The 25,167-nt window shown below is 60.5% G+C and carries 27 protein-coding genes; 4 read left to right on the top strand and 23 right to left on the bottom strand.

The annotated features are described in order from the left end of the window. Nucleotides 1-81 precede the first annotated feature (81 nt). Nucleotides 82-1,599 (top strand): efflux RND transporter periplasmic adaptor subunit, encoded by a 1,518-nt coding sequence (locus L4X63_RS21070; RefSeq protein ID WP_250680636.1) that lies wholly within the window; start codon nt 82-84, stop codon nt 1,597-1,599. Nucleotides 1,600-1,611: 12 nt separating this feature from the next. After that, nucleotides 1,612-4,944: an efflux RND transporter permease subunit gene (locus tag L4X63_RS21065; RefSeq protein WP_250680635.1), complete on the top strand. Its 3,333-nt coding sequence runs from the start codon at nt 1,612-1,614 to the stop codon at nt 4,942-4,944. A 125-nt stretch (nt 4,945-5,069) separates the two neighbouring features. Here L4X63_RS21065 and rsmI read toward each other — a convergent pair whose 3' ends face one another. From rsmI to L4X63_RS20990, 15 genes are all read right to left on the bottom strand, one after another. Then, nucleotides 5,070-5,900 (bottom strand): 16S rRNA (cytidine(1402)-2'-O)-methyltransferase, encoded by an 831-nt coding sequence (rsmI, locus tag L4X63_RS21060; protein WP_250680634.1) that lies wholly within the window; start codon nt 5,898-5,900, stop codon nt 5,070-5,072. After that, nucleotides 5,901-6,722, bottom strand: coding sequence for an NAD+ synthase (locus tag L4X63_RS21055; RefSeq protein ID WP_250680633.1), 822 nt, complete (start codon nt 6,720-6,722; stop codon nt 5,901-5,903). Next, nucleotides 6,722-7,573, bottom strand: a complete 852-nt coding sequence (locus L4X63_RS21050) for a nitrilase-related carbon-nitrogen hydrolase (RefSeq protein WP_250680632.1) — start codon at nt 7,571-7,573, stop codon at nt 6,722-6,724. The genes L4X63_RS21055 and L4X63_RS21050 overlap by 1 nt, the downstream gene beginning before the upstream one ends. Nucleotides 7,574-7,818: 245 nt before the next feature. After that, nucleotides 7,819-8,259, bottom strand: coding sequence for a DUF4149 domain-containing protein (locus tag L4X63_RS21045; RefSeq protein ID WP_250680631.1), 441 nt, complete (start codon nt 8,257-8,259; stop codon nt 7,819-7,821). A gap of 34 nt (nt 8,260-8,293) precedes the next feature. Continuing rightward, nucleotides 8,294-8,671, bottom strand: a complete 378-nt coding sequence (locus L4X63_RS21040) for a YraN family protein (protein ID WP_250680630.1) — start codon at nt 8,669-8,671, stop codon at nt 8,294-8,296. Between the two features lie 194 nt (nt 8,672-8,865). Continuing rightward, nucleotides 8,866-9,555, bottom strand: a complete 690-nt coding sequence (gene rnhB, locus L4X63_RS21035) for a ribonuclease HII (RefSeq protein WP_250680664.1) — start codon at nt 9,553-9,555, stop codon at nt 8,866-8,868. Between the two features lie 167 nt (nt 9,556-9,722). Then, a complete protein-coding gene (rplS, locus tag L4X63_RS21030; RefSeq protein ID WP_250680629.1) occupies nt 9,723-10,079 on the bottom strand; it encodes a 50S ribosomal protein L19 in 357 nt (118 codons plus the stop codon). A gap of 85 nt (nt 10,080-10,164) precedes the next feature. Then, on the bottom strand, nt 10,165-10,734 hold the full coding sequence (locus L4X63_RS21025; protein WP_250680628.1) for an RNA methyltransferase: 570 nt from the start codon (nt 10,732-10,734) through the stop codon (nt 10,165-10,167). Next, a complete protein-coding gene (gene trmD, locus L4X63_RS21020; protein ID WP_250680627.1) occupies nt 10,731-11,456 on the bottom strand; it encodes a tRNA (guanosine(37)-N1)-methyltransferase TrmD in 726 nt (241 codons plus the stop codon). The genes L4X63_RS21025 and trmD overlap by 4 nt, the downstream gene beginning before the upstream one ends. Beyond that, a complete protein-coding gene (rimM, locus tag L4X63_RS21015) occupies nt 11,453-11,971 on the bottom strand; it encodes a ribosome maturation factor RimM (RefSeq protein WP_250680626.1) in 519 nt (172 codons plus the stop codon). Before rimM ends, trmD begins: the two co-directional genes overlap by 4 nt. A 3-nt stretch (nt 11,972-11,974) precedes the next feature. Continuing rightward, a complete protein-coding gene (locus L4X63_RS21010; protein WP_250680625.1) occupies nt 11,975-12,205 on the bottom strand; it encodes a KH domain-containing protein in 231 nt (76 codons plus the stop codon). A 51-nt stretch (nt 12,206-12,256) separates the two neighbouring features. Continuing rightward, nucleotides 12,257-12,523, bottom strand: a complete 267-nt coding sequence (rpsP, locus tag L4X63_RS21005; protein ID WP_250680624.1) for a 30S ribosomal protein S16 — start codon at nt 12,521-12,523, stop codon at nt 12,257-12,259. Nucleotides 12,524-12,637: 114 nt separating this feature from the next. Beyond that, nucleotides 12,638-14,002, bottom strand: a complete 1,365-nt coding sequence (ffh, locus tag L4X63_RS21000; RefSeq protein WP_250680623.1) for a signal recognition particle protein — start codon at nt 14,000-14,002, stop codon at nt 12,638-12,640. 162 nt (nt 14,003-14,164) lie between these two features. Next, nucleotides 14,165-14,743 (bottom strand): sulfurtransferase-like selenium metabolism protein YedF, encoded by a 579-nt coding sequence (gene yedF, locus L4X63_RS20995; protein ID WP_250680622.1) that lies wholly within the window; start codon nt 14,741-14,743, stop codon nt 14,165-14,167. Then, nucleotides 14,740-15,003, bottom strand: coding sequence for a putative Se/S carrier protein (locus L4X63_RS20990; protein WP_250680621.1), 264 nt, complete (start codon nt 15,001-15,003; stop codon nt 14,740-14,742). Before L4X63_RS20990 ends, yedF begins: the two co-directional genes overlap by 4 nt. A 149-nt stretch (nt 15,004-15,152) precedes the next feature. Between L4X63_RS20990 and L4X63_RS20985 the strand changes: the two genes are divergently transcribed. Further along, nucleotides 15,153-15,416: a hypothetical protein gene (locus L4X63_RS20985; RefSeq protein ID WP_250680620.1), complete on the top strand. Its 264-nt coding sequence runs from the start codon at nt 15,153-15,155 to the stop codon at nt 15,414-15,416. After that, nucleotides 15,403-15,885, top strand: coding sequence for a DciA family protein (locus L4X63_RS20980; protein WP_250680619.1), 483 nt, complete (start codon nt 15,403-15,405; stop codon nt 15,883-15,885). Before L4X63_RS20985 ends, L4X63_RS20980 begins: the two co-directional genes overlap by 14 nt. A gap of 124 nt (nt 15,886-16,009) precedes the next feature. Here L4X63_RS20980 and L4X63_RS20975 read toward each other — a convergent pair whose 3' ends face one another. From L4X63_RS20975 to L4X63_RS20940, 8 genes are read right to left on the bottom strand one after another with little or no spacing between them, the layout of a single operon-like run. Further along, nucleotides 16,010-16,804 (bottom strand): tRNA1(Val) (adenine(37)-N6)-methyltransferase, encoded by a 795-nt coding sequence (locus tag L4X63_RS20975; RefSeq protein WP_250680618.1) that lies wholly within the window; start codon nt 16,802-16,804, stop codon nt 16,010-16,012. After that, entirely contained in the window at nt 16,804-19,257 is a 2,454-nt protein-coding gene (locus L4X63_RS20970; RefSeq protein WP_250680617.1) for a YfhO family protein, read from the bottom strand. The genes L4X63_RS20975 and L4X63_RS20970 overlap by 1 nt, the downstream gene beginning before the upstream one ends. 13 nt (nt 19,258-19,270) lie before the next feature. Next, nucleotides 19,271-20,047, bottom strand: a complete 777-nt coding sequence (locus tag L4X63_RS20965; protein WP_250680663.1) for a methyltransferase domain-containing protein — start codon at nt 20,045-20,047, stop codon at nt 19,271-19,273. Between the two features lie 43 nt (nt 20,048-20,090). Then, the gene (locus L4X63_RS20960; protein WP_250680616.1) at nt 20,091-21,296 is read right to left on the bottom strand and encodes a glycosyltransferase family 4 protein; all 1,206 of its coding nucleotides are present in this window, start codon (nt 21,294-21,296) and stop codon (nt 20,091-20,093) included. Then, complete coding sequence (locus L4X63_RS20955) at nt 21,286-22,131, bottom strand: glycosyltransferase family 2 protein (RefSeq protein WP_250680615.1); 846 nt, start codon at nt 22,129-22,131, stop codon at nt 21,286-21,288. The genes L4X63_RS20960 and L4X63_RS20955 overlap by 11 nt, the downstream gene beginning before the upstream one ends. Next, the gene (locus L4X63_RS20950) at nt 22,121-23,188 is read right to left on the bottom strand and encodes a glycosyltransferase family protein (protein WP_250680614.1); all 1,068 of its coding nucleotides are present in this window, start codon (nt 23,186-23,188) and stop codon (nt 22,121-22,123) included. Before L4X63_RS20950 ends, L4X63_RS20955 begins: the two co-directional genes overlap by 11 nt. Then, nucleotides 23,188-24,072 (bottom strand): glycosyltransferase, encoded by an 885-nt coding sequence (locus L4X63_RS20945; protein WP_250680613.1) that lies wholly within the window; start codon nt 24,070-24,072, stop codon nt 23,188-23,190. Before L4X63_RS20945 ends, L4X63_RS20950 begins: the two co-directional genes overlap by 1 nt. Beyond that, nucleotides 24,065-25,150, bottom strand: coding sequence for a glycosyltransferase family 4 protein (locus tag L4X63_RS20940; protein ID WP_250680612.1), 1,086 nt, complete (start codon nt 25,148-25,150; stop codon nt 24,065-24,067). The genes L4X63_RS20945 and L4X63_RS20940 overlap by 8 nt, the downstream gene beginning before the upstream one ends. Nucleotides 25,151-25,167: the final 17 nt, after the last annotated feature.

Below are 25,167 nucleotides of genomic sequence, written 5' to 3'. Positions count from 1 at the left end.
ACGCTCCCTACGCCGGCTACCGCCGGGGCGCCATGGCTTTACATAGGGCCCCTCCTCCGGGAGGGGCCGCAGGAGGCTGTCATGAGCAGGTTAACGTCCACCATCCTGGTCCTGCTGCTGGTAGGCACCGCTTTCATCGCCGGAAGATGGGTAAGCCACGGCTCCCTGGTTTCCTCCGCCGCCGACGGCAAAAAAATCCTTTTCTACGTCGATCCGATGCACCCCTCCTACCACTCCGACAAGCCGGGGGTGGCCCCCGACTGCGGGATGCCGCTCGAGCCGGTCTACGAAGACGGCTCCATGGGGGGCGGGGACGGCAAATCGCTCCCGCCCGGTGCGATCCAGGTTTCTGCCCAGCAGCTACAGACCATCGGAGTCAAGCTCGCCACCGTCGAACGGAGCTCCGCCCGAGCCTCCCTCCGCTTGCCCGGCCGGGTCGTGCCTGACGAGAGACGGGTGTACCGGGTAACCGCGGCGGTGGACGGCTGGGTCCAGCAGGTAGGGGAAGCCACCACCGGAAGCGCCGTCCGTAAAAACGAAACGCTCCTCTCCTTCTACGCGCCCGAATTTCTCTCCGCCATCCAGACCTATGTCTACGCGCTGTCCGCCAGCGAACGGGCCGCCGTCTCCCGGGGAAGCCTCCCGGCCGCCGCCCAGGAATACAACGACAGCAACCTGCAAACCTACCGTAACGCCCTGTTGAACCTGGGGATGAGCGAGGCCCAGCTCGCCGAGATGGCGAGAACCCGGAAGGCCACCGAGAGCGTGCGGCTGGTCTCTCCCGGCAGCGGCATCGTCCTCTCCCGAAACGTCTCCCCCGGCCAGAAACTCGACAAGGGGAGCGAGCTGTACCGGATCGCCGACCTCTCCCATGTCTGGGTGCTGGCCGACCTCTACGGTGACGAGGCGGAGCGGACCCGGCCCGGGACAAAGGTGACGGTGTCGATACCGAACAGGAACCTGACCCTCACGGCACGGGTGAGCTCGGTCGAGCCGATCTTCGACGGGGCGAGCCGGACAACGAAACTTCGCCTCGAGCTGGACAACCCGGGCAACGTGCTGCGCCCCGACATGTTCGTGGACGTGGAGCTCCCCCTGGGCGCCCCGGCCATGGTGGGGATTCCATCCGAGGCGCTCCTTGATACCGGGACGAAGAAGATCGTGTACGTGCTGCGAAGCGAGGGAGTCTTCGAGCCACGCGAGGTGGTCACCGGCCGCAGCTTCGGCGGGCGCGTCGAGATCCTTGCCGGTGTCACCGAAGGGGAGAAGATCGCCGCCTCCGGCACCTTCCTCCTCGACTCGGAAAGCCGCATGAAGCTCGCCTCCGCCCAGGGACCGGCCACCCACATCGATCCGGTCTGCGGAATGGCGGTCGACGAGGCCAAGGCCAGGGCCGATGGACACTTCCTCCAGGTGGCGGGAACCACCTACTACTTCTGCTCCGACGACTGCAAGAAGAACTACCTGAGGCGGAGCGGCCCCAGCCGGGCGGCAGAAAGCCACCGCGATGACGATGGCCGCGGGCACGCCCACGAAGGCATGAATCACCGGCACGGGGCGATGAACCGGCACGAGGCGATGGCGCACCGCGACGACTGAAAGGAGCACGCCATGATAGACCGCGTGATCGAATTCTCGGCCCGCAGGCCGTTCATGATACTGACCGTCGCCCTGGTGGCGGCGGTGATGGGATGGTGGTCGCTCAAGCGGCTCCCGGTGGATGCCCTTCCCGATCTCTCCGACACCCAGGTCATCATCTACTCCCGGTGGGACCGCAGCCCCGACCTGGTAGAGGACCAGGTGACCTACCCGATCGTCTCGGCCATGCTCGGGGCACCCAAAGTGAAGACGGTGCGTGGCTTCTCCGACTTCGGCTACTCCTTCGTCTATGTCATCTTCCAGGAAGGGACCGACATCTACTGGGCCCGCAGCCGCACGCTCGAATACCTCTCCTCGGTCCAGCAGCGCCTTCCCCAGGGGGTGAAGAGCGAACTCGGCCCCGACGCCACCGGGCTCGGGTGGGTGTACCAGTACGCGCTGGTCGACACCACCGGCAATCACAGCCTCTCCGACCTCCGTTCCTACCAGGACTGGTATCTCCGGTACTATCTGAAGTCAGTCCCCGGAGTGGCCGAGGTGGCACCGGTAGGAGGCTTCGTCCGCCAGTACCAGGTGAACCTCGATCCCAACCGGCTCCGCTCCTACGGTATCTCCATCAACCAAGTGGTCGATGCCGTCCGCGCTGGCAACAGCGAGACCGGCGGGAGGCTCATCGAGTTCGGAGGGAGCGAGTACATGGTCCGCGGGCGCGGCTATGCTCGCTCTCCGGAGGAGTTCGGTGCCATCGCGGTGGCGGCCGACGATAACGGGACTCCCATCCGGGTGCGCGACCTCGGCGTGGTGGGCACCGGCCCCGATCTTCGGCGCGGGGTGGCCGACCTGGACGGCAGAGGAGACACCGTCTCCGGCATCGTGGTGATGCGGCAGGGGGAAAACGCGCTCCAGGTGATCGAGCGGGTCAAGGCGAAGCTCAAAGAAATCGAACCGGGGCTCCCGAAAGGGGTTAAGGTTGTCCCCGTCTACGACCGGTCCACTCTCATCCGGGCCGCCATCGACACGCTCAAAGGGACCTTGGTGGAGGTGGTCGCCACCGTCATGCTGGTCATCTTCCTATTCCTCTGGCACCCCGCCAGCGCGGCCATTCCCGCGGTGACCATTCCGCTTGCCGTGCTGATCTCTTTCATTCCGCTCCGCCTAATGGGAATCAATGCCAACATCATGTCGCTCGGGGGAATCGCCATCGCCATCGGCGCCCTGGTTGACGCCTCCATCGTGGTGGTCGAACAGACCCACAAGAAACTGGAGGCCTGGGAAGCTGGTGGCAGGGTGGGCGATCAGAAATCCATCGTGGTCTCCGCCATCAAAGAGGTGGGGGGGCCGAGCTTCTTCGCGCTCCTGGTGATCGCGGCAGCCTTTCTCCCGGTCTTCGCACTGGAGGCCCAGGAGGGGCGCCTGTTCAAGCCGCTCGCTTCCACCAAGACCCTAGCCATGGCGGTGGCCGCCGTTCTTACCATTACCCTCGATCCGGCCCTCAGGGTGCTGATCACCCGCACCCGCCATTTCGAATTCCGTCCCCGGTTCTTTAGCTCGCTTTTGAACTCGGTAACCGCCTGCCGGTTCCGCTCGGAACAGGAGCATCCCTTGAGCCGCTTCCTGATCCGGATCTACGAGCCGGTGGTTAACTGGGCACTGCGCTGGAAATGGCTGGTACTCGGCGGGGCGGTCGCTGTGGTGATCGCGACCATGCCGGTGGTCGGCAAACTGGGGAGTGAATTCATGCCGCCCCTCGACGAAGGGTCGCTATTCTACATGCCGACCACCATGCCGGGGATTTCGGTAGCCGAGGCGCAGAAACTTCTCCAGGTGACGGACCGGATCATCAGCCGGTTCCCCGAGGTCCAGCAGGTACTCGGGAAGGCGGGACGCGCGGAGAGTGCTACCGATCCGGCCCCCCTTTCCATGCTGGAGACCGTCATCGTGCTCAAGCCGCACGACCAGTGGCGCCACGTGGCGACCTGGTATTCGTCGTGGGCACCGGAATGGATGAAGCCTGCGCTGCGCCGGATCACCCCCGACCGGCTCTCCCGCGAGGAACTGGTCAACCAGTTGAACGAGGCGCTCAAGCTTCCCGGGGTATCCAACTCCTGGACCATGCCGATCAAGGGGAGAATCGACATGCTGACCACCGGGATCCGCACCCCGCTCGGTCTCAAGATCAGCGGTGCCGACCCTGCCCAGGTCGAGAAGATCGGAACCCAGGTGGAAGGCCTTCTCCGCCCCCTGAAGGGTGCCCGCGGCGTCTTCGCGGAACGGACGGGAGCCGGGTACTTCCTCGACATCGGCTGGAACCGCGACGCCCTGGCCCGCTACGGACTGAGCATGGAGGAGGCCCAGGGGGTGGTGCAGAGCGCGATCGGCGGCGACAACGTCACCACCACTATCCAGGGACGCGAAAGGTACGAAGTGAACGTGCGGCTGCTGCGTGATTTCCGTGGGGATCTCGATGCGCTACGGAGGGTTCCAGTCTCGGTGAAGGGGGGAAAGGGGCAGGTTTCGCTGGGCGAGTTGGCAACCATCGCGGTGACCACCGGCCCCTCGATGATCCGCAACGAGGACGGGCTGATCACCGGCTATGTCTTCGTGGACTTGGCCGGCCGCGACCCGGAGAGTTTCGTGGAGGAGGCCGCGCCGCTACTCCGTGCCAAGGTGGAGCTCCCCCCGGGAGCCGCCATCACCTGGAGCGGACAGTACGAGGCGATGCAACGGGTCAAGGACCGCCTGACCCTGGTGGTTCCCGCCACCCTGCTGCTGATCCTCGGTCTGCTCTATCTGAACACCCGCTCGCTGGTGAAAAGCTCCATCGTCCTCTTGGCCGCCCCCTTCTCCGCGGTGGGAGCGTTCCTCTTCCTCTGGGTGCTCGGCTACCACCTGAGCGTCGGCGTCTGGGTGGGGCTCATCGCCCTCCTCGGGGTCGATGCCGAGACCGGCGTCTTCATGCTCCTCTACCTGGATCTCGCCTACCGGAACGCCCGCCAGTCCGGGGGGATGATGACGCTGGCCCGGCTGCGGGAAGCGATCGTGGAAGGGGCTGCCAAGAGGATCCGGCCGAAGTTCATGACCACCGCCACCATGTTCGTCGGGCTGGTGCCGATCATGTGGTCGACCGGAACCGGCTCCGACGTGATGAAACACATCGCGGCGCCGATGATCGGCGGCATCTTCAGCTCATTCCTGCTGGAACTGCTGGTATATCCGCCACTCTACGAGGTATGGAAATGGCACTTCGAATTGAAGCCGGAAGTGGCGAGGGAGCCGGTAGGGATGGGATTGGTACTGGAGAAGGGAGCTACGGAAAACGGAGCGGCAAGGGAGATCCCCCTCTGAGAAAAGTTCTTCCGAGAAACGCCGGGGAGAATTGAAGTCCCCTTTGACAAGGGGGGAACGGTAGGCCAGCGGCGTTACCATGATTCTCTGAAGAGCGGTTTCAAAGGGGGGAGTAAAAGAGTGCATCACCCTTTCTGCCGAAGCGCCTCGGCATACACCACGCTCTTCGCCAGTCCGGTCTCCTTGGTCACCTGCTTCACCGCGTCCTTGAGGGAGAATTCCCCCGACGCCAGGTAGCGCCGCAGCAACTCCTCCATCGCCGGAGTATCCGGAAGCTCAGGCTGGTCCGACGGCGACATCAGGATGGCCACTTCTCCCCGGACCGGCACCTCCTCCGCACGCGCGATCAGCTCAGAGAGCCTTCCCCGCAGAAACTCCTCGTACATCTTGGTGAGCTCGCGGGCGATGACGACCTGCCGGTCGCCGAGGATCTCCAGCATGTCGCGCAGCGTGGTGAGGAGCCGTTTCGGGGCCTCGTAGAAGATGATGAGGCCGGGCAGCTTGGAGAGTTCCTGCAACTTCTCCCTCCTGCGCCCATGACGGTTGGAGAGGAACCCGGCGAAGGTAAAGAGATCGCTCGGAAGCCCGGAGGCGGCAAGGGCGGCGATGGCCGCGCAGGCGCCCGGAATGGGGACCACCGTGTAGCCCGCGGCCCAGGCGTCGCGGACGATCTGGTAGCCGGGATCGGAGACGCAGGGAGTGCCGGCATCGGTCACCAGCGCCACATTCGCCCCCTTCTCCAGCTGATCGAGGATGAAGTTCCCCTTCACCTCCTTGTTGTGGTCGAAGTAGGAAGTGAGCGGGCGGGAGATGCCGAAATGGGTAAGGAGCTTGCGCGTGTGGCGGGTGTCCTCGGCGGCGATCAGGTCGACCTCCTTGAGGATCCGGAGGGCGCGCAGCGTGATGTCTTCGAGGTTACCGATCGGAGTGGCGACGATGTACAGGGTACCGGACAACTATTTCCCCCAGTCCCGCGCGTAGCGGAAGTCGCGGTCGATGGTGCGGTTGGAGACCTTGGCGATGACCGGGAGGCGGCGCTTGAAATGGCTCCCCTGGACTTTGCGATGGACATTGTCGATGAAGGCGGGATCGAACCCTTCGGCGATCAACTCCTCGCGGCTCATCCGCTGGTCGACCATCCGGAAGAGCAGTTCGTCGGCCTCGCGGTAGGTGAAGCCCAGCTCCTGCTCGTCGGTCTGGCCAGCCCAGAGGTCGGCGGAAGGTTTCTTCTCGATGATCTCGCGCGGAACCCCCATCGCCTCCGAAAGCTCCCAGACCTGGCTCTTGTAGATGTCGCCGATGGGGTTGAGCGCACTGGCCATGTCGCCATGCAGGGTCCCGTAGCCCAAGAGCAGCTCGGTCTTGTTGCTGGTGCCGAGCACCAGGCCGCCGACCGCTGCCGAATGGTCGTACAGGATCGTCATCCGCTCGCGGGCCATCTTGTTGCCGCGCCGCATGTTGTCGGCGTCGGGGATCATCTGGAAGTAGGCGTCGACCATCGGGGTGATCTCGATCACCTTGTAGTTGATCCCCAGCTTGTCGGCACAAAGCTTGGCGTGGGCCTCGCTCTCCGGGTTGGAGGTACGGTACGGCATGGTGTAGGCGTAGACGTTCTCCGGCCCGAGCGCCTCGGCGGCGATGAAGGCCACCAGCGCGGAATCGATTCCGCCGGACAGGCCGAGCACCCCTTTATTCACCCCTACCTTGGTCACCTCGTCGCGGACGAAGCCGACCAGGATATCGCGCAACAGCGCGGTGTTCACAGATAGCGCACCCATCAGCGACTGTTCTCCCTGTCGATACGTTTGAGTTCTTTCAAGGTGATCCCCATGTTCTCGTCCCGCATCATGGGAGAGAAGATCCGCTCACGCCGCAGGGCCCCTTCGTCCACCTTCACCGTCAGGAAATCCTCTTCGAGCATCTTGGAGCGCTCCAGCACCTGCCCGGAAGGTGCGACGACCTCGGAACCGCCCCAGAAGTTGATGCCGTCCTCGTAGCCGACCCGGTTGCAGTAGAGGACCCGGCAGTTGAGGAACATCGCGGTGGTGGAGGTGAGCTTCTGCCAGGCGGCCGACGAACCAAGCTCTTCAGTGCCGCTCACGCCCCGGCCGGGGCTCGACGACAGACAGATCAGCGTGGTGGCGTTATCCATGGCGAGGATGTAGGGCGCCGAAAGGTGCCACATGTCTTCGCAGATGAGGATGCCGAACCGCCCAAAGCGGGTATCGAAGGCGCGGAAGCGCTCGCCCCTGGCGAGGTAGCGCTGCTCGTCGAACAGGCCGTAGGTCGGGAGGTACACCTTGCGGTGAACGTGCAGGATCTCTCCCCCTTCGAGGTAGAGGGCCGAATTGAAGAAGCGGTAGTCGGCGGAGACCTCGACGAAGCCGATGGCGATGGAGATGCGCTTGGAGAGTTCTTTGAGCTTCTGGATCTCGGGGGCATCGAGGCTCAGTGCCACGTCCGGCACCAGGTCCTTGAGGAAGTAGCCGGTAAGAGCCAGTTCGGGGAAGACGATGAGGTCCGCTCCGTCCGCCACCCCCTTTTCAATGGCAGACTCGATAATCGACATGTTGTCGCCCAGGCAGCCCAACTTCGGCTTGATCTGGGCGAGGGCAACAGTGAAATTCATGAGTGTCTCCGGAAATTTTTCTTCATTACTAGCATAGCGAGGAGGGGATTTCAATTTTTTCGGGGCTTACCGATTCCCCCTCCCCTTGAGGGAGGGGGCCAGGGGGTGGGGGAAGCCACCACGAAGACACCCTGTCGGCCAGCATGGTCCGACGAGCTCCCCGGCCAGCAGAGGCTAAAATCCCCCCTGCCCCCCCTTTGACAAGGGGGGGACCTGATTCCCACTTTTCGGGGGAGAGGCTGGCCTTAAAGCATGATGACCAACGCGACGCCGCCGGCGATAACGGAAAGGTTGCAGACTGCGGAGACGCCGTGCAGCTTTGAGAACTGCTGGCGAAGGGGATGGTCTTTAGGAGTCGTTTCGAAGGAGACGATCTGGCGCTTGAGCTCGGCGGCCTTCGGCTCGATGTAGAACGCCTGGATCGAGGAGAGCGTCAGCATCACCGCGAGGATGATGGAGGGGATGACGGTCCCTTTCCCGGCCATGACCAACCGGCAGACGAGGGCGATGACGCCGCAGGCGACACCCCAGCGGAAATAGCCGGGGAAGAAGAGCCCGACGATGCGGGCGGCGGTATCGCGGGTTTCGTTTTTGAAGAGAAGCGGAGTGAGGACAAAAGTAAAAAGGGCTGCGCCACCAAGCCATAGCGAGATGGCGAGACGATAGATTACCGGTACTGCCTGCATGGAAACCTCCGAAAACAAGTTCTAGGTTCTACATCTAATACGCCAATTCGAAGGCGTTTCTTATATGCTCGATCTCCGGCAGATCGTGCTTATGAAGAACGATCGCCACCACATCGAAGCGGGCCTCGGCATCGAAGAGTTTTCTTTTGGAAAGCCAGACGAGGGCGGCCTTGGAAATCTGCCGCTGCTTGAAAGGTGTCACGGCAAGCTGGGGAGGGCCGTAAAGCCGGTTGTTGCGGCACTTCACCTCGACAAAGACAATAGTTCTTCCGTCCCGGGCCACGATATCGACCTCACCGCAGACACAGCGAAAGTTCCGCTCCACCACCTTGAAACCTTGCCCCACAAGGTAGGTGGCGGCGATTGACTCGCCGGCTTCGCCCTTTTCGCTGTTCCCGTCCTGCCCTCGCACGAGCCCCCCTTCCCCGGGTTACGGTCATGAAGAGTTTACAGCAAGATCTCTAACACTGCTGAGAACAACTCCCCCCCTCCCCTGGAGGGAGGGGGCCGGGGGGGTGGGGGAAGCCGGCCCGGGCTGTACCGGTCGCGCGGGGGGGGAAGCTTCAGCATGATGGACAAGCACCGGCGGTGCCAATCCCTTGCGTCTTAGAAGCTGAAGGAGCCGTTACTTCCTGCGGGATTATCGCTGGGCGGCGGAGCGGGAAGGTGCTCCTTGACGCCGCGGAAGGTCTTCCGGTGGATGGGGGACGGGCCGAGTTCGGCGATGGCCGCCAGGTGCGATGCTGCGGCGTATCCCTTGTGGCTTGCAAAGCCGTAACCGGGATACTGGACGTCGTATTCCAGCATCATCCGGTCACGGGTCACCTTGGCGATGATGGAGGCCGCCGCGATGGAGATGCTGCGCGAATCCCCCTGCTTGACGGTCCGCTGCGGGACGTTCATCGGGATGTTGGATATGCCGTCGATGAGGATGAAATCCGGCTTCGGGGTCAGACTTTCCACCGCCTGCCGCATCGCCTTGAGGGTCGCCTGGAGGATGTTGAAACGGTCGACGGCTTCATGGTCGCAGATCCCGACCCCGACCGATATCGCCTCGCGGTGGATCACGTCGAAAAGCTGCGTCCTCATCGCCTCGGTCACCTGCTTCGAGTCGTTGACGCCGGGGATAATGAGGCCCGGGGGAAGGATGACCGCCGCGGCCACGACCGGTCCCGCCAGCGGACCTCGCCCGGCTTCGTCCACCCCGGCGATGATGCCGTACCCCTGGCGCAGAGCCTGTTCTTCGCAAGCCAAGAGGTCGATAGGCGAATTGTCTTCGGGAAACAGTCCAGCCATCATGACAAACCTTCCAGTTTCTAAGGCATCTCCGCTTAAAAGAGAGGTGCCCCGATTTGAATGTGGAGATAGTTACTGGCAAACGCCCCCGGAGTAAACTTAAACTTCGGGCATAAAAAAAGCCCCGGGCGTCGTTGACCGGGGCTTTTCGTAGCGGGCCTGTAAAATTACTGGCCGGCGACGTATTTTCTTTCTTTGATCCTGGAAGCCTTACCGCGCAGCTTGCGGAGGTAGTAGAGCTTGGCGCGACGGACCTGACCGCGGGTCACGACTTCGATGGTCTCGACGGACGGCGAGTGGAGCGGGAAAACCCTCTCGACGCCAACGCCGTTGGAGATCTTACGGACGGTGAAGGCTTCGCGGACGCCGCCGCCGGTGCGGGCGATGCAGACGCCCTGGAAAGCCTGAATACGGCTCTTGTCGCCTTCGACGATCTTTACCTGAACCTTAACGGTATCGCCCGGGACAAACTTGGCGATGTTCTTCTTCATTTGTTCGCGTTCGAGCATGTCAATCTTGTTCATGTTGCACTTCCTCCCTTATCTGGAACCTCTAGACTTACAAGTTGATGTTATTGGCAAAAAGCCGGCTTCGTTTTCTCTTAAAACTTTACCTTCCGAAAAGCCTATCCAGCATAATCGCGGCGGCTGACCTGACCGACAGATGGTTGTAATCCCCACCCGCACTGATCGGCTCCAGCACGTAGTCGCTGGCGTTGAATACCTGCTCAGTCAGCCCCCACCCGGTCCCGAGCAACAGCAAAAAAGGCTCCTCCGGGTTCGACTCCATCAGCCCCTTCAGTTCTGCGAAGGTGACGCTGTTTGGCCGACCCGCGGCGCCGGTTACCACGACCTTGGGACGCTTTCCGGTACGTTTCTCGATATCGGCGACGGCATCGGCCAGACTCTTTTCAGTCTGCAAAAGCTCCAGCGCCATCTTCCGTTTCGGGTTGTAGGTCGAACCCCAACCTTCCAGCCAGTGAGTCCTGATCTTCTCGACCAGGTTCCGTTGATCCTCCACCGGGGTCACGACGTAGTAGCGCGATAACCCGTAGGTGCGTGCGCTCCTGGCTATGTCGTGGACGTCCAGGTTGGTGACCGCGGTGGCCACGATGTCCCGGTTCTTGTCGTACACCGGGTAGTGGATCAGGGCGATGCTGAAATTACCGGCCAAGCTCATTTCTGTACCTCGGCCAGCAACTTTTTGTCGGCCTTGCTCAACTCGATGTTCTCGAGGAGCTCGGGCCGGGAGGCGAGCGTTCTCCGGAACTGCTCCTTCCTGCGCCACTTGGCGATCCCGGCATGGTTGCCGGAAAGAAGGATGTCGGGAACCTTCTCGCCCCTGAATTCGGGGGGCCTCGTGTACTGCGGGTATTCCAAAAGCCCGTCGGCAAAAGAGTCGTACTGGGCCGAATCGTCGTGCCCCAACACTCCGGGGACCAGTCTGGAAACGGCGTCGACGATGACCATGGCGGCGATCTCTCCGCCGGTCAGCACGAAATCGCCAAGGGAAATCTCGTCATCGACGAACAGGGTGCGTACCCGCTCGTCGACCCCTTCGTAGCGTCCGCAGATGATGATGAGCCCTTCCTCGCGGGAGAGCCCTTCGGCCACCTGATGGGAGAAAGGACGTCCCGCCGGGGTGGTCAGGATCACCTTCGACCGGGGACTCTTCTCCTTGACCGCCTCGATGGCGCCCGCCAGGGGCTCCACCTTCATCACCATCCCGGCGCCCCCTCCGTAGGGAGAGTCGTCGGCGGTGGCGTGCTTGTCGAGGGCCCAGTCACGGATGTTGTGGAGGCCGATCTCGATCAGGCCGTTCTCGGTGGCGCGCTTGATGATGCTCTCGGTCAGCGGCCCGTCAAACATGGCGGGGAAAAGGGTCAGGATGTCGAACTTCATAGCTCGAGCAGCCCCTCGGGTAGAGAGACCGTCATCCGCCCGCTGGCGACATCGACCGCCACCACGACGTCGTCCAGGGCCGGGATGAGGAGCTCGCGCCCCTGATACTTGACCACGTAGACGTCGTTGGAGCCGGTCTCGATGATGTCGACCAACTGGCCGAGCTCTTCCCCCTCCTCGGTTGCTACCGTAAGTCCCAGGAGGTCCGACCAGTAGAACTCGTCGGAGGGAAGCTCGGGAAGTGCACCCCGGTCGGCGTAGATCTCACGCCCCACGAGCTGCAGCACCTGGTTGATATTGTCAAAAGGCTTCAGGGTGAGGATCACCCGCTGGCCGTGAGACTTGGCCGATGCCACGGAGAATTCCTCCATGGCACCGGCCGGCGATTTCAAGAAAACGCTCTTAAGCTCCGAGATACTTGAGGCATCACCGGCAAAGGGAATGACACGCAACTGTCCCTTGATCCCATGCGGCGCCTGGATCTTACCGATCAATACCTTGTTACTACTGGACATCTATCACTCTACGATTTTTAGGATGGCCTTCTTGTTATCCTTGGTTGAGACTGCGTTGAGAAGGGTGCGAATCGCCTTGGCAGTACGTCCTTCCTTGCCAATGATGCGGCCCATGTCTTCCTTCGCAACGGTGAGCTTGATGACGGTGGTGTCTTCTTCCAACTCCTCGGTTGCGCGAACCTGGGTGGGGTCATCAACAAGTGCCTTGGCAATGGTCTCTACAAGCTCTTTCATGGCGCTATCCTCTGTAGGGTGGGATATCCGGTGTACCGGAGCTAACGAGAATTAAGCGGCCGGAGAGACGAATTTCTCCCAGATGCCGGTTTTCTTCAGGATCTGCTTGACAGTGTCGGTCGGCTGGGCACCTTTGCCGAGCCACTCAAGAGTTTTCCCTTCTTCGAGACGGTATTCAGCCGGGTTTTTGTTCGGGTCGTAGGTACCGACGTTCTCGATGAAGCGTCCGTCCCTACGGCTGCGGCAGTCGGCTACCACCACCTGGTAAAAGGGTTTCTTCTTTGCGCCCGCACGTGCAAGTCTGATCTTTATTGCCATTTGCTTCCTCCTGGTGTTCTCGGATCTAAGATCCGCAATTGGGTATTAGTGTGTGTCTCGTATACAGATTTAACTAACTCTACTCTATTTATAGCAGCCGTCAAAGAGAATGCGTTAAAAGGGTAACATTCCCTTACCCATTCCCTTCATCCCCTTGAGAAGTCCCTTGGGGCCCATCTTCTGAAGCTGCTTCACAACCCGCTGTGCCTCAGCGAACCTCTTGAGAAGCTGATTCACTTCCTGCACCTGGGTGCCGCTCCCTTTAGCTATCCTCAGCCGGCGGCTGCCGTTGATGACCCCGGGGTTGGCCCTCTCCTTGGGAGTCATGGAATCGATGATGGCCTCGATCCTCTTCAGCTCCTTCTCGGAGGGCTGGGCGCCCTGCATCTGCTTCATCGCCTTACCCATGCCGGGGATGAGCGACATGATGGACTCGAGCGACCCCATCTTCTTTATCTGCTGAAGCTGGCTGCGGAAATCCTCCAGGTCGAAGGTCCCGCCGCTCTTCTTCATCTTCTGCTGGAGCCGCTCGGACTCTTTCTCGTCGAAGGTGGCCTGTGCCTTCTCGATCAGGGTGAGGACGTCGCCCATGCCGAGGATGCGGGAAACCAGACGGTCGGCGTGGAAGACATCGAGCGCGTCCATCTTCTCGCCGAGGCCGACGAACTTGACCGGCTTGCCGGTGACCGCCTTGATGGAGAGCGCCGCGCCACCCTTGGCGTCGCCGTCGAGCTTGGTGAGCACCACGCCGGTAATCCCGAGGCGATCGTTGAAGCCGGAGGCGACGTTAACCGCTTCCTGGCCGGTCATGGCGTCGGCGACGAAGAGGATCTCGCGGGGAGCCAGCTCGTCCCGGATCCCTTCCAGCTCGCTCATCAGGTAGTCGTCGATCTGGTGACGGCCGGCGGTATCGTAGATCACCACGTCGAACCCGTTCAGGGCCGCGTAGCGGGTCGCGTTACGGCAGATGTCGAGCGGCTTCTGGTCGGCGGTGGAATCGAAGACCTCGATAGCGAGCTGACGGCCGAGCACTTTAAGCTGCTCGATGGCGGCCGGGCGGTAAACGTCGGCGGGAACCAGCAGCGGCTTTTTCCTCTGCGACTTCAGGTGGCGGGCCAGCTTACCGCAGGAGGTAGTCTTACCGGCGCCCTGGAGACCGACCATCATGATGGCGACCGGCGGCTTGGCGGCGAGATCGAGCGAGTTATCCTCGCTGCCGCCCATGAGCTCGACGAGCTCGTCGTGGACAATCTTGATGACCTGCTGGCCGGGGGCCAGGCTCTGCAGCACCTCGGTGCCGACCGCCCGGGTCCGCACCTTTTCGATGAAGTCCTTGACGACCTTGAAATTGACGTCCGCCTCGAGAAGCGCCAAGCGTACTTCACGCAGCGCATCCTTGACGTTGTCCTCGGTCATCACCCCCTGGCCGCGGAGCTTCTTAAAAACCAGGTCGAGCTTATCGGATAAAGTGGCGAACATGCAAACCCTATAACGTCCCGTTTTCCAACGGTTATTATCTACAAAACCGGGGCGGGCGCCGGTGTCGGCACGCAGGTATCCCGCGGCAAGAGAGTCAATTTAGTAGAAAAAAGCCGGTATTGTCAAGAAAAATATCCGGAGCATCAGAGGTTACGCTCGCCTTTACAGCCTCACCACGTTGCCGGCCTTCATCATACTTTCGGCGATGGTAAACATGTTGGTGACCGCCCCGGCCGCGAGTTGCTCCCTCTTCTTGAAATAATCGAGGCAGACGCCACAGGAGAGGACCTCCACGCCGCGGTTACCGAGCGCCTCCAAAGCCTCGAGCACCTCGGATCCCTCGACCGTCAAAAGAACGCCGGAATTGACGAAAAATATCCGGTCCGGGAGCTTGTCGAGGTCCAGGAGCGTGATGATGTAGTTCTTCATCAGGAGACGGCCAAGCTCCTCCGGCCCCTCTCCCAGACGATCGGCCCCGACCAGCATGACGACCGGACCCTCCTTGGCGGCGGCCGGTTCGGCCGGCTGCTGCTCTCCGCCGGTGATGGCGAGGGCGAAGCCCCCCTCGACCGCCTCCTCGGTTACGGTGTATCCCCGCCCGGTGGCGAAGCGCGTCACATTCTCGCGGGGAGCGCCGTCGTCGAGCAGAACCCGCACCCCTCCCTCGGCGCTCTCCAGCGCCCGTTTCACCGACACGACCGGCATCGGGCAGGCCATGCCCCTTACGTCCAGACTCTTCATGCTTTGGCTCCTATTTCCACGAAAGTGTCACCCTGTTTCCGGTAAAGATGGCGCGGGAGGAGTTCGGCGGCGGTCAGAAGTGCCTCCACCTCCTCGCGCAAATCCTCCGAGTACCTGAGGGCCAGACCGCAGTCCGCCGCCAGCGCGCGGGGGGCCGGAATCACCAGGATCTTCAGTTTCTTATCCTTTAAAAGCCGCTCCGCCTCCATCACCCGGTGTACCGAGTTGAAAACGGCGACGTAATCTCCATCCTTTACCACAACGACTCCTTTTGTTTCGTCGGCTTCGCGCACGGCGTGGATAATACTCAGATGGCCGGAGGCCGGGTGAGGGAGGTTCTCTGTATTGCCGCACAACCGAATTGACAATGGTGAGCTTACCTCATAATATCTGCTGCGCGAGGTAACGAATGCATACAGCACTCTTAGTAGCAGCCCTGGTCCTCGGGGCCATCACCATCAACGTCCCCATGGGATTCCAGCGGCAGGGGTGCCGGAAGTTCTCCTTCGGTTGGTACTTCTACGTCCACATCACGATTCCCATCATCATCTACGCCAGGATCAAGACGGGGCTGGGATGGCAGTTCATCCCGTTCACCCTCGCCGGTGCCGTCACCGGCCAGATCCTCGGCGGACGCCTCTATCGCAAGAGGAATCCCGTTGAGCCGGAATGACAAACGTCCCAGGATGCGCCGGCCGGCGGCGGTCTCCGATCTCCTTTCGACCATGCTCAAGGGGACTCCGGCCGAGACGCGTATCCGGGAGGGGCGCATCTGGGGGATCTGGGAGCGTGCGGTAGGAAGCCGCATCGCCAACCACGCCCAGCCTTCCGCCTTCCGCGACGGCACCCTCACGGTCACCGTCGACAGCGCGCCCTGGATGCAGCAGTTGAGCTTCCTCAAGCGCGAGCTCATCTTAAAGGTGAACGACGCGCTTGGCTACACGCTGGTAAAGGAGCTCTATTTCCGCGCCGGCAAGGTCGTCAACTGGGCCGCCCCCGCGCCACCCGCCCCCGTGCGCCAGCGCCGCCAACTGGCTGCCGAAGAGATCGAGGAGATCGAAGAGCAGGCAAAGGCGGCGGGCACAGCCGAGCTGCAGGCGATCTTCGCGAACCTCATCAAGAAAGATAAAGAGAACCGGTAAAGAATTAAAATCTTTGGAACGCGGATGACGCGGATTGGGCGGATTTCCGCGGATCAAGCACAAAAACTTTGGGGTAACCGCAAAATCGTTTTAGTAGTATCCGCGTAAATCCGTTAAATCCGCGTCATCCGCGTTCGATTGCAGTTTCTTTCCGATAGATCCTCAGCTTCTCCTCGCTGTATCCTCCATCTTCTCCCCGCACAAAGAGCGGCGGCTCCACCTGCAACTCGCCGGCACGCCCCTTCATCAGCTCGACCAGGAACATCCGCGCCGCCATCTTCGCTGTCCCGTACACCATCCTCAACCGCAGGACCGCGAGCTTCTGCCGCGCCGCCTCTACCATCACCTCCGGAAGCCGCGAGGTGTGGTAGATGAAACAGATCCTGCCGTTTTCCTTGACCAGGAATTTGGCTGCCGACAGGAAGTCGGCCAGGGTCGCGGTGGTTTCGTGACGCGCGAGATCACGCCCGGCGCGCGGGCTTACCTTTCCCGTGCCGGGGCGGCGGTAGGGCGGATTGGAGAGGACAAGGTCGAAGCTCGAAACGGCGAAGCGCTCCTTAAGGGAGATCACGTCGCCGTCGACGATGTCGATACGGTCCGCGAGACCGTTGGCCTCCACGTTTCTCCTGGCCAGGGCCGCCATCCCCTCCTGCAGTTCGATCCCGGTGACCCGTGCAGCCGGCTCGCTCCGGGCCACCAATAGCGGAATGACACCGCACCCGGTCCCCAGGTCCGCCACCCGGTCCCCCTCACGCAGCCGCGCGAAATCGACCAGCAGGAGCGGATCGACCGAGAAGCGGTAGCCGTGACGCGGCTGAACAATCCTTAACCGGTAGCCGGTCAACTCGTCCAGGGTTTCGGTCTCTGCGCAAAAAGGTATCGAGCTCTCTACGACGGGATCCACGACTCTACCGGGCACTATGCCGCCCCTTCCTCCGCAGAGCTCCGACATCCCAGCGTCCGGCGCCGGCGGAGCAGGAACTCGCGCACCAAGGCCCCGGCGAAGATGAGGAAAGAGGCAAGGGTGAGGTACTTGCCGACCTTGAACGGCGTCGGGTCGAATACGAACTCAACCTTGTGCTGCCCCGGAGCCAGGTAGACCCCGCGCAGGACGTAGTCGACCGGGTAGATCTCAGCCTTCTTGCCATCGACGTAAGCGTGCCATCCCTTGTAGTACTTCTCGCCCAGGACCAGCACCGAGTTGAGCTGGACGGCGGCGTTGACCTCGATCTGGGTCGGATCGTAGCGGGTAACCCGGGCATCGCCTCCGGAGAGCGGAGCCTGAGCGCTCGGGGTAGCCAGCGGGATCGGGGTAGCCGACTCCACGATCGCCATCGACCGGCCGTTGAACTGAGGATTCTGCAAGTCTGCGAGCGCGTCTTCGGGGGTGTTGGCCATAACCGCCACCGGCGCCAGCCAAGCCTTGGGAAGTACGTTACGGTTCTCGAGCACGACGCTCCCGTCGGGAGCGTTGAAGACCGGGGTGAACTTCGCCCCGACCACCCCTTTCTCCTTCTCGTACTGCTCCCCTGCCTCCACGATGTACCTGACGTTCATGATGTCGGCCATGCCCGACATCGCGTTGAAGTTGTCGAGGAAATCCTGCCACCGCTTCTTCTGGACCGGGTTGGAGGTGAACATGACGGGGATGCCGTTACTGACGTAGGACATCGGGTCGGCCCCCTCCATCGGAAGGGTGCGGTATTCCTTGCCCGCTTTCGCCACGTACTCCATGGCGGGGGTCTTCACACCGCGCCCCTGCTCCGGCACCGGCTGCAACAGGAGGTACTTCAGGTTGACCCGGGTGACGTCGCCGAGATAGCAGACGAGCAGCAGGACCGGAAGCCAGGCCAGGATCTTCTTGTTCTTCCCTCCCCAATAGATCACCGCAGCATGGATGGCAGCCACCACCATGGCGATCCCGGTCTCGTTCACCAGGTTAACCCAGCGGCGTGCGACCAGTTCGGGCCCCTGCTCGTAGCGGGTGGGATTTCCGATCATGTTGGAGAAGGCGTCCATTAAGCTGCCCCGGGCCACCGTCTCGATCCCGAGCAAGGCCCCCACCGCAACCGGAAGGGCGACGACTCCATAGACATACCTCCGGAATGCGGCGGTGGCGCGGACCTTCTCGTCGATCAGGAGATCGATCCCGCGGGCCGCCAGCACGCCGAGCCCCATCACCGGCAGGAACATGATCATCTTCGGAACGCGGAACCGGTTGATGCCCGGGAAGTGCTCATAGAGGAACCAGTAGAAGGGGGTGAATTTCCCCATCGAGAAGAGGATCCCGGCCACCACGCCGGCGGTGGCGAGCCAGGTGTACTTGTCGCGCCTGAAGATGAGGGGCAGCGGGACCAGCAGCCACGGGAGAAGTCCCATATAGTCGGTGGTCTGGGTGAAGACCATCCTCCCCCAGTAGTAGGCGTCGATATTGGTGCCGTTGTAGCCCCCCTCCTGGCGTGAGTAGCCGAAGAAGCCGGGGATGACGAAGGTAACGAGCTCCTCCGGGGGAAGCGACCAGGACATCGCCTCTTCCACGTCGAGCCCGCCTTTACCCTGGTTGGAGCCGCTCTGCACCCCGCGGGTGGTGTCCTTGGACCAGTCGGAGAGCGGAACGAGCGAGATGGCGACGGTGGAGAGGAAGAAGAGGAGGATGACTGCGTTGAGGCTCATGATCCTCGGGAGGGTTCCCTTTTCCTTCCGCTCCTGGTAGATGATGGCCGCCGAACGGCAGACGCCGTAGACGCCGATCCCGAGGCAGGTGTAGAAAGCAACCTGCCAGTGCATGTTGAAGAACTGGAAGGCAAGGCAGACCGCGGCGGTCATGGCGAAGATGTAGCGACGGGTCTGGAAGGCCTTTTCCACGAAATAGAAGGCCCAGGGGGCGAAGCTGATGGTGGCGATCTTTTGCACGTGGCCTGCGTTGATCAGCGAGGCGTTCTCCGGCGCGATGGCGAAGATGAGGCCGCCAAGGAAGGAGCCGAGGCGCCCGGCCCCGATGGCGCGGCAGAAGCAGTAGACGCCGGCGCCGCCGAAGAAGAGGTGCAGGATCATGAACCAGGCGGTGTTGGCCGGTTCAGGAAGCAGCCAGAACAACAGGTTCCGGTAGAAGAGGAACTGTAGTGAGATGGTTCCCCCGCCTTCGGTGCCGCCGCCGTTGGAGAGGTAGTCCCACCCGGCTTGCATGGAGGGGCGGAACAGGTCAAGAAAACTCATAGTCTTGAAGTGTTTGACCCCCCAGTAGAACTCGGCGATGATATCGGGCGCGCGGACGATCTGGGAGGTGAAAAGGATTTTCCAGAAAAGCAAAATCAGAGTGCCAAGCAGCGCGGCAAGCCAGATCAGGTCTCGTTTACGGTTAGTCAAGGTCATTGCGATATTTCCTTTAACCCGCTGTTTTTTCCAAAAACGCTACGACTTCGGTTCCCCCGCGGGAACTATTGACGGCGAGGACATTGACGTCGGGCGCAAATTCTGCGGTAAACGCCTGCAAGAAATGGGTGTACGAATCGGCCGAGAAGGTGTGGTAGTGAGTGTCCGGCCGCTCAGCTGAAGCCATCGCCGACACAGTCGCCTCCAGTTCCTCAGCCGACATGGTCTTGAAGCTGTCGGCCCCGATCTGATTGCGAAGTGATATGGTGATCACCTCGTGAAAGTGGCGCCTGTTCCTGATGCGGAATTCGTCGATCCGCCCGGAAGCGACCAGGCGATGATCCTCCAAGAGATGTTCTACCGAGGTCTCTTCCCGCCCCCGGTCAAAACAGCGTGCCATGATAGGGACGGTAGCCATCACGATGCCCCCAGGCCTTATAACTCGCAGCCAATTGAGAAGGACACCGACCGGGTCGTCGGCATGTTCAAGGACGTGATTGGCAATGACGAAATCGACGGAGCCCTCATCGAAGGTCTGCAACTGGAACCCGTCCTCGACAAAATCCGTTTCCACAACATTGGAAGCAGTCAGTTCAGGAAACTTATGGATATTCTCATCACGGGTGCAGTAATCAACATACTTTACGGTCACCCCTCGCGGCACCCTTAGAGGAAGATGAAGCGCTCCGATTTCCACGCCGCTTCCTTTCAGGTACTTGGCCGCCAGTTTTTCCCGCACTTTGAATGAAGGTATGACCCCTTTGATACAATTCTTTACCGCCGACAGCATAACATGCACAACGATCCCCCTTGCCGCAGGACAAAGACCCCACTCACCGGACTATCACCGTGTGGTAGAAATCCTGAAGACAGTTCCCGTAGCTCTGCCAATTGAAGTGCTCAATTAAATATGCTCGACCTCCTGCCCCTACAGTTCGCCTTCTTTCCCGGTCCTTCAAAAGTCCCGCAACAGCGACCGCCATTGCCCCCCAGTCGTCCGGGTCGCAGAGGATACCCCCCTCGCCGTCGCTGATGTACTCTGCGATCTGCCCGACCCTGTCTGCAACTACCGGGACTCCGGCCTTCAGCAACTCTGTCAATTTCGCTGGGCATTTGCACCGGTTGATGAGGTTGTCAGCAAAAGGATAAATGGCGACATCGGCGAGGGCGAAATAGTTCGGGAGATCTCCCGGGTTCACCCATCCCACTATGTGCAGCACGTCATCAAAACCGAGTCGAACCGCGGCCTCGGACAGCAACGATTCTTCTCCCCGCCGTCCCTTTCCCACCACGACAAAATGGACGTCTTGCGCCAGCTTGTGAATCTCGGCGAACACTGTATGGAGTTTTTCCTGGCTGAACTCAAAAAAGCGGGTGTAAAGAAACACCACTGGAGAATTGTCCGGGATCCCCATTTGCTCCCTGACCGATGAATTAGGGGTGAGGGGTTCAGGATCTACGCAATTCGGAAGGTACATTACTCTCCGCTTTTGAAGTCTCTCGGACATTAGCATCAGTTCCCGGCTAGCAGCGGTGACCGCTTCCGCGTGAGAGGTCAGCCACTGCTCCTGAAAGGCGAAGATGCGCTTCTCCGTGGCACTGTAGCCATGGAGATCGTTCATCCCCCCCTTCCCTTCCCAGTCGTCGGTATCGACCACCACGACAGGAAGCCTGATCCCTATCGAGCGTAGAGCGATGACCAGCATGGCGGCCACTCCGCCGTATCCCTTTGGCTTGAAGAGATGGAGCAGGTCTGGCCCCTCAGCAAGGGCCGCCTTGAGCATGCGCCACGCAAGGGCCATGGTCGAGAGAACCTTCCCCCCCGTGGGGAGTTCGACGTTGACGAGTCTGACACCCCGAACAATCTCGATCTTTCCTGAGTCCTCCGGATTCGTGTAGGGAGGAGCGACAATGACGACCTCGTTCCCCAGCTCCTGGAGCACGACCGCGAGCGGGATCATACGGGCAAGGACGGTACCTTTCGGACGAATACCGAACGGAGCAAGGAAGCCTATTTTCAGCGGACGCCTATCCTCCATACTTGCCGTACCTTCCCCGGATGAAATCGACTAGACCGTGTGCCATCATCACCAGCTTCTTCCCCTTTTCTCCCTCAAACAGCACGATGCTCCCGATCTCCTTGACGAGCCGCACAAGGTCGAAGAGGCAGTGCCCCGGAAAGGCGCGCAGGTACATGGTGAAGATCAGGAAGCGGTTGCGGGTCTTGTAGTAGCGGCGCAGCGGCGAGTGATTGGTCGCGATGAACGGGCCGTACTTTATAGTGTCCCCGACGCTATGCAGCAGGCGGGCGCGGTTCGCCCGCAAAACCCGGTAACCGCGAGACCTTAGCCGCAGGCAGTACTCATTGTCAACGAAATCGATGAAGAGCTTGTCCAGAAAGGGCCCGACCGCCCGGTATGCCTGTAAATTCAGCAGACACCCAGAGGTCATCGGGGTCATAACTTCCTGGCAACGCTCACTCCCCGGCTTGTGCTCCGATTTGGTGACATGGAAAGGGGAGAGCATGCCGACCTTTGCCACATCCATGTCATCCAGACAGCCGAGCATCTCCTCAATCATCCCCGGCTCGGCCTTGCTGTCCTGGTCCATGGTCAGCAGAAAATCGAAGTCCGCGTCCACGGCCTCATCGGCGCCGCGGTTGAGGCCGGTGGCGATGCCGAGGTTGGCAAAATTGGGGAGGTAGCTGACCTTGAGGCCGAGGCTGGCGGCAACCTCGGCGAAGGCGTCGTCATCGGAGTTGTCGACCGCGAAGAGGGTCTCTACTTGGCCGAGGTAGCTCCTCAGGTTGTCCGCCACCTCCCGCTCCGGGCGGTAGAGCACCACCACCGCTGCCACCCGGAAACTACGCTGCATGGCTCACCGGTCCGGGAAGGGTACAGAGGTTCACCAGTCGCTGCATCTCCGACAACGCCGAGCGCTTCATCTCCTCGATAACCCGGTAGTTTTTCTCCCTCATCTCCTCGAGCCGCTCGGGATACGGGAGCTCCTGGTGAAGAAAATCGGCGAGGGTAAGGTAGCAATAACCGAAGGTGTCGAAGTCACCGATGCCGGGCTGGATGACGATGGGAATAACTCCGCAGGATAGATACTCAACCAGCTTCGTCGGGCAGGCGACACGGTTGACGAGGTCATCGTCGCGCAGGACGAAGCCGAGATCGGCCTGGGCATAATAGCAGTAGACCTCATTTTTGGGCACGCTTTTAATTTCAATCTCCATCGTGGATTGGTCAGAAAGCTTTTCGCGGAATCCCGCCACGTCCCCGGTCAGGATCAGGAAACGGCAGCGGCCCCCCACCTCCTTGATGGTGGAGACCATCAGGTCGACATTCTGCCAGGCCTGGGTGCCACCGGCATACACCACGAGCGGAGCGTTGCCGGTTACTGAGTGCCGCGGAACCGTCCCCGCCTCGTCGAAGATGGGTACGTTAATCACCCGATCGCGGGGGATTCCGTACTTGCGCAGATAATGATCGGCCATCGCCCCACTGACCGTTACGATCGCGAGACTGTTTTTAACCGCCACCCGCTCAACGAGCCGGTAGCGCCAGGCGGCCAGACTCCGTCCCGCCATTTGGAATTCATCCGGGACGACGCCGTGCATGTCGGTCACGCAGCGGCGAAAGAGATACAGTGGAAGAATGGCCAGTGCATTACCGACGGAATGGACATAGATGCAGCGCGCAGTCAGAGCAAGGTACAGGATCAGCGGAAGGTGGAGAAACAGGTTGACCCGGTAGATGGTCAGCAGCTCGGAACGCCTATCCTTCGCCGCTTTCAAGTTACCAACCAGGCTTACCTTGAGATAGCTCCTATTGACGGAACTGAAGCGGTTATCGATGGCGGCAATGCGCTGCATCATGCCGTCCTTCTCGTTGTGCGGCCCAGGATAATCGGCGACGAAGAGCATCATTACTTGTTCCCCGCCCCCGCCAGCATCCCCTTCAGATATCCGCGGACCAGGCTCAGGTTTATGAGGTATGCCATCTTACGGGCACCCTTGTAGTGGGGCTTCAGAAAGTACTTGTACGGAAAGAGCAGGCTGAAGAGCATGGTCAGGTAGTTCTTCTTGAAGAACCCGTACTGCCCGTCTCCGTAGCCGTAGTTGTAGTGTTTCTTGGTCGCCTCATCCAGAGTGCTCGGGCAGTTCCAGAAGACCACCGCTTTCTCCGCGAAATAGAACCTGAACCCGGCTTCCCTAAGCTTTATGTCGAACATGGTGTCTTCCGCCGTGTAGGTGTCCTCCGGATATCCCCCCACCCTCGCCCACGCCTCCTTCCTGAAGGCAATGCTCCGGGAAGAAGGAAGGAAGTTTTCCCGGTCGATGCTTTCCAGCGTGGGGAGGTACAGCCTCGAGTACGCCTTCTGGAAGGCACTGCCAAGCACCGGTTCGTACCACCCGGCGACCACATCCGCCTCCTGCTCTGAAAAAGGTCGGACTATCTCTTCCAACCACATGGACTCGAGCCGACAACCGGCATCAGTGACAGCTATCAGATCGTTGTGAACATGAGAGATGGCAACGTTTCGTCCCTTGGCGATCGGGCCGACGGAATGTTTCCGGGAGCAGGTCTCGTCGACCAACAACCTGATGTTCAGATGGGGGTTCCGCTCTGCAAAAGTTGTAATAAATCTTGCGGTGTCGTCCCTTGATCCCCCGTCGACGATGACGAACTCGTTAGCATGCCTCGTCTGTGCGAGGTAACTTTGAAGAAAATCGAGGATCGACGCGCCCTCGTTGTACACGGTAGTGATAAGAGAGACGTGTAAGGCTCGTTCTGGCATCACTTTATTCATTGGCAAGACGTCGCAGGGCGTTGAGATAGATCTCAGCAGATCTCTCCCAACTGTACAATTTGGCGTGATTGAGGCCGCGGTAGCGGTAATCGAGTCTCAGGCTTTCGTTATCCTCGAATGCCACTAATCCCGCGGCAAGGCTTTCGGGATCATCAGGGTCCACATAAAACGCAGCATCACCGCAAATTTCAGGGATCGAAGTGTACTGCGTTGTCAGCACCGGGCATCCAAGTGCCATCGCCTCCAAAGGCGGGAGTCCGAAACCTTCGTATTTCGATGGGTACACCAGGGCATGGGCATCGCGTATAAGCGCCGCAAGTTCAGCATCAGAGACATAACCTTTTTCTACTATGACCCCCAAACTAACGCCCTTCGCTACTGACGCCCTGAAATCTTCTGAAAAGTAGCTCTTGGAACCGGTGAGAACCAGTCTGGAGGTAAGCTTTTTTTCCTGGTGCAATTGCAGAAAGACGTTCACGAGTTTGTCGATGCCCTTACGGCGATCATAGCCACCAACATAGATAAAATATGGAGCCTGTTCTCCCGAAACTGTCGAGGCCACCCCGGTCATTGTGGGAGCAAGAGGCACAACGAGCGGTTCGGTAGTTACGTTGAAATTACTGATTATCTCCTGCTTCGAGTACTGTGATATTGTGATGAGTAGGTTCGTCCTATTTATATCTTCCTGCACCCTTGTACGATATTTTCTTTCCTCATCCGTGGTTCCGAATGCTCCCGGGATAACCAACGGCAACACATCATTGAGTGTAGTGACCACTTTGGCTTGAACGAGCCATTTCGGAATCTGGCCATTCCAAGGGAAATGGATTATGGCCGGCCGGTGTTCGAAGGCAAACGCTGGCAAAAACATCCTCCTCCAAATAGAGGATGGTAAAAAAGGAAGCGATTGGAAGCTTCCCATACCACCAGGAAGCGCACACTTTAATGACTTTCTGTGCAGAGCAACAACCTGTACGTCCGAAGACGCCTGAAGACATGCGTCATAAAGGCACAGAGTCGACTTGGCAATGCCTGTCGCCTGCATCTGCATTACCGTAGCATCAAGATATATTTTCATTGGTGTCGGCCCCACAA

It is taken from the genome of Geomonas sp. Red32, assembly GCF_023652955.1.
Taxonomy (GTDB): domain Bacteria; phylum Desulfobacterota; class Desulfuromonadia; order Geobacterales; family Geobacteraceae; genus Geomonas.
This window is presented reverse-complemented; position numbering and strand designations above follow the sequence as displayed.